This is a genomic window from Actinomyces bouchesdurhonensis (assembly GCF_963540955.1).
GTDB classification, from domain to species: Bacteria; Actinomycetota; Actinomycetes; order Actinomycetales; family Actinomycetaceae; genus Pauljensenia; species Pauljensenia bouchesdurhonensis.
On the sequence record NZ_CAUTSL010000011.1, the window covers coordinates 44,309 to 52,418 of the forward strand.

The following is an 8,110-nucleotide window of genomic DNA, read 5'->3' on the forward strand; positions in this document are numbered from 1 at the left end:
GCCACGGCCTCGCGCCTCGCCTCTTTGCGAGTCCGATACCGATAGGATTCACCCTATGGAAAGATTGATCGGCTGGACGAAAGCTGACGCGTGGGGGTCCACGAACGCGATTCCGGAGTTCTTGGGCGCCGCCGCCGGGGACGAACCGGTGTCGGAGGTGTGGTTCGGTACTCACCCGGACGGGCCGACGCTGCTGACGGACGGTGACACACTCGCCGACTTTATCGACGTCGATCCCAAGCATGCGCTGGGAGGTGGCCTGCTCTACGCATTCGGTTCGACGTTGCCCTACCTGGCGAAAATTATTGCGCCCGCGCAAACTCTGTCCCTGCAGGTGCATCCGACGAAGGAGATTGCGCGCGAGGGCTACCTGCGCGAAGAGGTCCTCGGGATTGAACGCACGGATCCGCGCCGCGTGTACAGGGATATGAACCACAAGCCGGAGATGATTTACGCGCTCACGGAGTTCAGTGCGCTTGTGGGCTTCCGCGTGCCGCGCAAGGCGCGTGAGCTCCTGGTTGGCCTAGAGGGGGAGTTGGCTGAGCGCTTGCGCCACCGCTTGAAGCTCTCGACCGTGCGCGGAGGCCTGCGTTCCTTGGCAACCTGGCTCTTTGACGAGGATTCCCCGGCGACGCCCGAGCGCATTGCCGAGTTCGTGGCCTCGTGCCGCGCGCGCCTCGCTTCGGGGGACTCACCCTCGCCGCGCACAGACACGCTCGTGAGCGTCCTAGGGGAGAAACACCCGGGTGACCCGGGCATCATCGTCGCCTTCCTCATGAACCCGGTGTCGCTGCGCCCCGGCGAGGCCGTCTACATTCCGCCGCTCCAGATCCACGCCTACCAGTCAGGCCTGGGCATCGAGGTCATGGCCTCCTCCGACAACGTCGTGCGCGCGGGCCTGACCCGAAAGTACGTGGATTCCGCACAGCTCGTGGAGATTACCGAGTTCTCAGCGTTGCCGCCCGTGCGCGTGGCCCCCGAGCATCCTTCGGCGACGACGGATCGTTTCCTGGCGCCCGCCCAGGAATTCGAGCTGTCCGTGACGACGTTGGCGCCAGGCACGCACGCGTCGCGTGTAGACGAGGTTCTGGTGCCCGGAGAGGGACCGCGCATTATTATCGCGACCTCCGGCTCAGTGACCCTGCACGTGAGCGAGGAACAGGGGGGACAGGCAGTGGGGCTGTCGCGCGGGCAGGCCGTTTTTGTTTCGGCAGCCGAACGTCGCGTGTGGGCGTACGGCACCGGTTCATTCGTGCAGGTCGGTGCCCCCTGATCGGAATATGACGCGCTGAGACGACGCTACGGCGACCCTCGTTGTCAAGCCTATCCACGTGATGGTCTTGGTTCCTGACAAAGCCTTCATGTTCCTGAATATTCGCTTAAACTAAAAATTGGGTCTCAGTTTCGCTCGCTGCGATGAGACCCGACTGTCAATCGCAGTGCGGGCGCCGCGTGGGGGCGCCCGCACTGCGATTCTGTGTATGTCAGAAGATGCCGCTGACCCAGTCGGCCAGCGTCTTACAGGTATCCGCCAGCTCCCCCTCGTGGGCGTCGTAACCCGCCACGATGTCCTCGGTGTCAACCTCGTCGTTGTTCTGCGCCCACACGGTTGCGGTTTCGCGCGTGACCTCTGGGTGGAACTGGACACCGAGCGCGCTACCGAAGGAGAAAATCTGCGTGTACTTGTCTGAGCGTGCCCACTCGCGCGCTCCGCGAGGGAGCTCGACGATGGCGTCGCCATGATCGGCGAAGACCGTGTGGGTCGACGCCAAGGCCATGCGTAAGGGGACGGCTCCACCCCCGCCCGCTTGATCGTTTGTACCCCAGGTAAGGGAGATGACCCCGTATTCGGGGCCGCAAGGATCCGCGACGCTGACGCGCCCGCCGAAGGTGGCTGCGATCAGCTGGGCCCCCAAACAGATACCGAGGACGCGCACGTTCGCGCGTACGCAGCGGCGCACGAGTTCACGCTCGTCTTCCAGCCACGGCCACGCCTCGTCGTCGTAGGCGTTAGCGCGCCCGCCGAGCAGAATCAGGGCATCCGGCAGGGTAGCGACGGCCTGATCGTGAAGGTATTTGGTATTTTCCCACGCGCGCACCACCTCGTGACCGCCGAGGAAGGCGGACAGCTGACCCACCGGAACAATCGGGTCGTTTTGAATCACGAGGACGCTCATACGCCAATTGTAGTCGCGATCACCCTTACGTACCCATCTACGTACCCATCGGCCAGTGACGACGACAAACAGGGGGCATTTGTATTAACGGAGTAGAAGCATCGGACGCACACCAGCCCCCGGTCCCGGAACCCGACGCGGCGTGCGATCCCCACCGCGGCAGGCCGACCCGGAAACAGGGGCTGCGGCACACGCTATATTGTGTGAGGCGAAGCTCAAAAAACATGGAAAGTCACCTGAAAAAACCCTGAAAAAGCGCGCGGGGCGGACAAAGATCCACCCCGCGCGCCCCAGGCCAGCAATCAGGCGATCACTTCGACGCGAGACGAGCGCCCTGCGCCAGCGCCTCCAGCTTCGCCCACGCAATCGACGGGTAGATGCGACCGCCCAGGCCGCAGTCCGTCGACGCCACGACGCGTTCGTCGCCCACAATGTCCGCGAACTGGCGGATGCGCTGAGCAACCAGCTCTGGGTGTTCCACGACGTTCGTCGAGTGTGACACCACGCCCGGGATCAGGTACTTGCCCTCGGGCAGCGGGGTGTCCCGCCAGATCGTCCACTCGTGCGCGTGGCGAGCGTTCGCCGCCTCGAACGTCAGGCCGTTCGCGTTGACCAGCAGGGCCAGATCCACGATGTCCTTGAACGCAATATCCGTCGTGTGTGGGCCGTGCCACGAACCCCAGCACACGTGGAAACGAACCAGATCCGGGTCAATGCCCTCCAGCGCGTGGTTCAGCGCGTCAATACGCACGCGCGAGAACGCGCGGTAATCCTCAACGGACGGCTCCGGGTTCATCTGATCCCAGCCCTCCGCGATATCCGGCGCATCAATCTGCACCGTCAGGCCCGCGTCCGTAATGCGCTTGTACTCCTCGCGCAGCACATCCGCGCACGCCCACACCACGGCCTCGTCGTCCTCGTAGAACGCGTTGGCCACGCGAGCAGCCGAACCCGGCGAAATCGCCGCCACGAAACCGTCGGACACGAGCTTGCCCGCTGCCTCCAGCGCGTGCTTCGTGCCCGCTATGTCGCGCTCCACGGCCTCGGCGCCGATGTAGGTCAGCTCGCCCGTGATCGTCGGGAACGCAATCGGGTTGCGGTTCGCAATGTGAATGCCCGAATCCGGGTCGCCGTACGCGTCCGCGAAACGCTGCCAGTCGCGGCGCTGCGCAAACGACGAGAAGGACAGGCGCCCATCGCGGCCAGCCGGGGGACGCACGTCGAAACGCTGTACGTCCTCAAAGGACAGCCCGCCGAAACGGGAGAAGGAATAGGTCCACCACGCGCCGTAATCAACCGTGTCGATCATCGCATGGCCGTACTCGCCGTCATTGACAATATCCAGGCCGATCTCAGTCTGACGCTTGACGACGCCGTCAACCTGATCCTGCAGCAGCGACGCGAAATCAGCTTCGTCGAGAGAACCTTCGCGGCGCGCACGATTTGCGTCAAGTAACTCGGGGGTACGGGGCAGGGAACCAACATGAGTGGTGCGAATCGTCATCGCAGTCCTTTCTCTTTTCTGTGCCTTCAGCCTACGGTTCGCGCCTTGGCGACGAAGGCGATTGTCCGATCCGTGACCAATGTAATCAACCACTCGGACGATTGCGTGCTATTTCATGCACATACCCCTTGCGTTTTCCCACGCACACAGCACGCAAGCGTCCATCCTCTGACACACAGCACCGCTCGCCACAGCCCACGGAATACCGCGCGAAAACCACCCGACCTGAGCCCCGGCCTCGTCCATGAGACGAAACCCGCACGGAAACGCGACGCTCACACTCCTACTGTTGACTCATTACAAGGCAAAAGAAAGGCACATCATGAGTCGCCCGCTGCGCTCGGCAACATCCACCCAAGGCCGCAACATGGCCGGAGCTCGCGCCCTGTGGCGCGCCACCGGCATGAAGGACGGCGACTTCGGCAAGCCGATCATCGCCATCGCCAACTCCTACACCCAGTTCGTGCCCGGCCACGTGCACCTGAAGAACATGGGCGACCTCGTCGCCGGAGCCATCGAAGCGGCCGGCGGCGTCGCCAAGGAATTCAACACGATCGCCGTCGACGACGGCATCGCCATGGGCCACGACGGCATGCTCTACTCCCTGCCCAGCCGCGACCTCATCGCCGACTGCGTCGAAACCATGGTCAACGCGCACCGCGCCGACGCCCTCGTGTGCATCTCCAACTGCGACAAGATCACCCCCGGCATGCTCCTGGCCGCCATGCGCCTGAACATCCCCACCATCTTCGTCTCCGGTGGCCCCATGGAGTCCGGCGCCGCTGTCGAGGGCGTCGTCGAGCACCGCCTCGACCTCATCGACGCCATGGTCATGGCCGTCGACGACTCCGTCAGCGACAACCAGCTCGCGACCGTCGAAGCCAACGCGTGCCCCACCTGCGGCTCCTGCGCCGGCATGTTCACCGCGAACTCCATGAACTGCCTCAACGAGGCCATCGGCCTGGCCCTGCCCGGCAACGGCACCACCCTGGCCACCCAGATCGAACGCAAGAAGCTCTTCACCGAGGCCGGCACGCGCATCGTCGACATGTGCCGCGCCTACTACGACAACGAGGACGACTCCGTCCTGCCGCGCTCCATCGCCACCAAGGAAGCCTTCGAGAACGCCATGAGCCTGGACGTGGCCATGGGCGGCTCCACCAACACCGTCCTGCACATCCTCGCCATCGCCCACGAGGCCGGCGTCGACTTCACGCTCGACGACATCGACGCGATCTCGCGCCGCGTGCCCTGCCTGTGCAAGGTCGCCCCCAACTCCACGACCTACCACATCGAGCACGTCCACCGCGCCGGCGGCATCCCCGCCCTGCTCGGCGAGCTCGACCGCGCGGGCCTGCTCCACCGCGACGTCCACTCCGTCCACTCCGACAACCTGGAGAACTGGCTGGGCGCGTGGGACGTGCGCAGGGGGACCGCCACCGACGAGGCCAAGCACCGCTTCCTCGCCGCCCCCGGCGGCGTGCGCACCACCCAGGCCTTCTCGACCGCCAACCTCTTCGAGTCCCTCGACACCGACTCTGAGGCCGGCTGCATCCGCTCCGTCGACCACGCCTACACGAAGGACGGCGGCCTGGCGGTCCTCTACGGCAACATCGCCGCCAACGGCGCGATCATCAAGTCCGCCGGCATCGACGAGTCCCTCTTCCACTTCGTCGGCAAGGCCTTCGTCGTCGAATCCCAGGAGGAAGCCGTCGAGGCCATCCTCAGCAAGCAGGTCACCGAAGGCGACGTCGTCGTCATCTTGTACGAGGGCCCCAAGGGCGGCCCCGGCATGCAGGAAATGCTCTACCCGACCTCCTACCTCAAGGGCCTGGGCCTGGGCAAGAAGTGCGCGCTCATCACCGACGGCCGCTTCTCCGGCGGCACGTCGGGCATCTCCCTCGGTCACATCTCGCCCGAGGCCGCGGCCGGCGGCGCGATCGGCCTCGTGCGCACCGGCGACGAGATCGAAATCGACGTCAACAACCGCGTCCTGCGCGCGAACGTGAGCGACGAGGAGCTTCAGCGCCGCCGCGCCGAAAAGGGCGCCGCCCCGTGGAAGCCCTCCAAGCCTCGCCCCCGCAAGGTCTCCGACGCCCTGCGCGTCTACGGTATGCTCGCCGCCTCCGCCGACAAGGGCGGCGTGCGCGTCCTGCCCGACTGGGCGTGAGCGGGGCGCCTACAATCGTGGGCATGCACGGAGAGTATAAAGTCCCCGGAGGAAAACTCGTCGTCGTCGACACCGACGTGGAGGAGGAACGCCTCGCGCGCGTGAGCGTGTCCGGCGATTTCTTCCTCGATCCCGACGACGCGCTCACCCGGATCACCTCGTCCCTCGAAGGGGCCCCGGCCTCGTCGAGCGCGAAGGATCTGGCCGCGCGCGTCGCCGGTGCTCTCCACGAGGGTGACACCCTCATGGGCGTGACCCCCGAGGCCGTCGGCATCGCCGTGCGCCGCGCGCTGGGCGCCGCCCTGTCGTGGGACGACATCGATTTCGACGTCATCCACGGCCCCGTCGTCGACCCGATGATCAACGTCGCCATGGACGAAACCCTGGTCGAAGACGTGGCCGCGGGGCGCCGCAAGCCCTTCATGCGCCTGTGGGAGTGGAACGGCCCGCAGGTCGTCATTGGCTCCTTCCAGTCCTACCAGAACGAAATCCAACAGGACGGGGTCGAGCGCTACGGCATCACCGTGTCGCGGCGCGTCACCGGCGGCGGCGCCATGTTCATGGAGCCCGGCAACTGCATCACCTACTCGCTGGTCATCCCCACCGCCCTGGTGGAGGGAATGAGCTTCGAGCAGGCCTACCCGTACCTGGATCAGTGGGTCATGGAGGTCCTCGACAAGCTGGGCATCAAAGCCACGTACGTGCCGCTCAACGACATCGCCTCCGAGTACGGCAAGATCGGCGGCGCCGCGCAGAAGCGCTGGGCGAACGGCTACATGGTCCACCACGTGACCATGGCCTACGATATCGACGCCATCAAGATGAACGAGGTCCTGCGCATCGGCATGGAGAAGATCCGCGACAAGGGCACCCGCAGTGCCGTCAAGCGCGTGGACCCTATGCGCTCCCAGACTGGCCTTCCCCGCGAGGAGATCCTCCAGGCTTTCTTCGACCACTTCAAGGAGAAGTACAACGCCACGGTTGGCACCATCACCGAGGCGGATCTTGAGGTCGCGCGCGAGCGCTGCGAGACGAAGTTCGCGCGTGAGGAGTGGGTGCACCGCATCCCCTGAGCGCGCTTCGCCGCCTGGCGCGAGCCGGACGTTCCCGGGCCCGCTTCGGCTCTCGTTCATCGACGAGGCCGGGGCGGGCTTTAGTGTTCCCGCGCGGTTGCCCCCAAATTTCGCACGTAATTCCCGTGTCAACCTTTTATGTTGTTTAGTATCTACCCTTGAAATAGCAACGAAACAAGACAATTCGCGGAATGGATCGGAGGGGAATTACGTGCGACATTGGGGTATGGCGCGCAATGAGGCCGGGGCGGGCTTTCGCTTAGAAGAGCTGGAGTGCGCGTACCCCGTGGATGATGAGCTCGACGCCGATGACGAGGATCAGGAAGCCCATGATGCGTACGATCGCGCCGACGCCGGTGGCGCCCAGCTTGTCGATCCAGGGAGTGCCGTAGCGCAGCAGCGCCGCGATGAGGGCGGCCGTCACCGCGATCCCGAGGACGATGCCGATGTGGAAACCGACGGCCGTGTTGCGGGCGGCCAGTGCGATGACGACACCGATCGAGCCGGGGCCCGCGATGAGCGGCAACGCCATGGGGGAGAAGGACACGTCCGGCTTGGCCGTCGCGTGCTGGGCCTCCTCATGGGTGGAGCGGCGCTTGTTTTCCAGCATCGAGAAGCCCGAGTGCGCGACGACCAGGCCGCCCGCGATCTGCAGGGACGGCAGGTCGAAGCCGAAGAAACGCATGATGAGCGATCCACTGACAGCGAAGACCGCCAGGATCGCGAACACGTAGATGCCGGTCTTCCACGCCTGCGAGCGCACCGCCGCCGGAGAATCACCGGCGGTGAGTCCCGCAAACGCCGCGAGACCACCGATCGGGTTGGTGATTGGGGCGAGCGCGAGGATCGCCGCGGACATTCCAGCGACAACGGTCATCATGGGGACAATCCTACCGGGCGGCGCGCCGGTACGAACGAGCGATCCGCTCAGGCGCGGCGGACCCCGAAAATAGCTGTGCCCAGGCGCACGATCGTCGCGCCCTCAGCGATGGCCCACTCCAGGTCGCGGCTCATGCCCATCGACAGCGCCAGGTCCGCCTCTTCGACGCCGAGGCGCGCGGCGGCCTCGTCCCTGATGCCTCGCAGCTGCGCGTAGGCGGCGCGCACGTCGGCCTCGACGGGAGAGTTCAAGCCCACCGTCATGAAGCCCGCGAGCTGCAGGTGGGCCGAGGCCTCGACCGCGTCG

6 protein-coding genes and 1 pseudogene are annotated in these 8,110 nt (G+C 65.4%); 3 read left to right on the plus strand and 4 right to left on the minus strand.

The features are described 5' to 3' along the window. The first annotated feature begins 55 nt into the window (after positions 1 to 55). The gene (gene manA, locus RYL44_RS03290) at positions 56 to 1,273 is read left to right on the plus strand and encodes a mannose-6-phosphate isomerase, class I (protein ID WP_314975082.1); all 1,218 of its coding nucleotides are present in this window, start codon (positions 56 to 58) and stop codon (positions 1,271 to 1,273) included. Positions 1,274 to 1,484: 211 nt separating this feature from the next. On the opposite strand, the gene RYL44_RS03295 is transcribed toward manA, so the two are convergent. Next, positions 1,485 to 2,177, minus strand: a complete 693-nt coding sequence (locus tag RYL44_RS03295) for a type 1 glutamine amidotransferase (RefSeq protein WP_314975083.1) — start codon at positions 2,175 to 2,177, stop codon at positions 1,485 to 1,487. A gap of 310 nt (positions 2,178 to 2,487) precedes the next feature. Then, entirely contained in the window at positions 2,488 to 3,681 is a 1,194-nt protein-coding gene (locus RYL44_RS03300) for a cobalamin-independent methionine synthase II family protein (RefSeq protein ID WP_314975084.1), read from the minus strand. 322 nt (positions 3,682 to 4,003) lie between these two features. On the opposite strand from RYL44_RS03300, the gene ilvD reads away from it, so the two are divergent. Together ilvD and RYL44_RS03310 are read left to right on the plus strand one after the other, a co-directional pair. Further along, positions 4,004 to 5,851 carry a dihydroxy-acid dehydratase gene (gene ilvD, locus RYL44_RS03305; RefSeq protein ID WP_314975085.1) on the plus strand — a complete coding sequence of 616 codons (1,848 nt, stop codon included), beginning with the start codon at positions 4,004 to 4,006 and terminating at the stop codon, positions 5,849 to 5,851. A gap of 23 nt (positions 5,852 to 5,874) precedes the next feature. Continuing rightward, a complete protein-coding gene (locus RYL44_RS03310) occupies positions 5,875 to 6,924 on the plus strand; it encodes a lipoate--protein ligase family protein (protein ID WP_314975086.1) in 1,050 nt (349 codons plus the stop codon). A 259-nt stretch (positions 6,925 to 7,183) separates the two neighbouring features. Here the strand turns inward: RYL44_RS03310 and RYL44_RS03315 are convergent, their stop codons facing one another. After that, positions 7,184 to 7,804, minus strand: coding sequence for a MarC family protein (locus RYL44_RS03315; protein ID WP_314975087.1), 621 nt, complete (start codon positions 7,802 to 7,804; stop codon positions 7,184 to 7,186). 47 nt (positions 7,805 to 7,851) lie between these two features. Further along, positions 7,852 to 8,110 (minus strand): annotated as a pseudogene (locus RYL44_RS03320) (alanine racemase); the annotation flags it as partial.

Excerpts from the sequence above, each read along its gene's own strand:
- RYL44_RS03300 (WP_314975084.1), bottom strand. The coding sequence starts at position 3,681 with ATGACGATTCGCACCACTCATGTTGGTTCCCTGCCCCGTACCCCCGAG.
- RYL44_RS03295 (WP_314975083.1), bottom strand. The coding sequence starts at position 2,177 with ATGAGCGTCCTCGTGATTCAAAACGACCCGATTGTTCCGGTGGGTCAG.
- manA (WP_314975082.1), top strand. The coding sequence starts at position 56 with ATGGAAAGATTGATCGGCTGGACGAAAGCTGACGCGTGGGGGTCCACG.
- RYL44_RS03310 (WP_314975086.1), top strand. The coding sequence starts at position 5,875 with ATGCACGGAGAGTATAAAGTCCCCGGAGGAAAACTCGTCGTCGTCGAC.
- ilvD (WP_314975085.1), top strand. The coding sequence starts at position 4,004 with ATGAGTCGCCCGCTGCGCTCGGCAACATCCACCCAAGGCCGCAACATG.
- RYL44_RS03315 (WP_314975087.1), bottom strand. The coding sequence starts at position 7,804 with ATGATGACCGTTGTCGCTGGAATGTCCGCGGCGATCCTCGCGCTCGCC.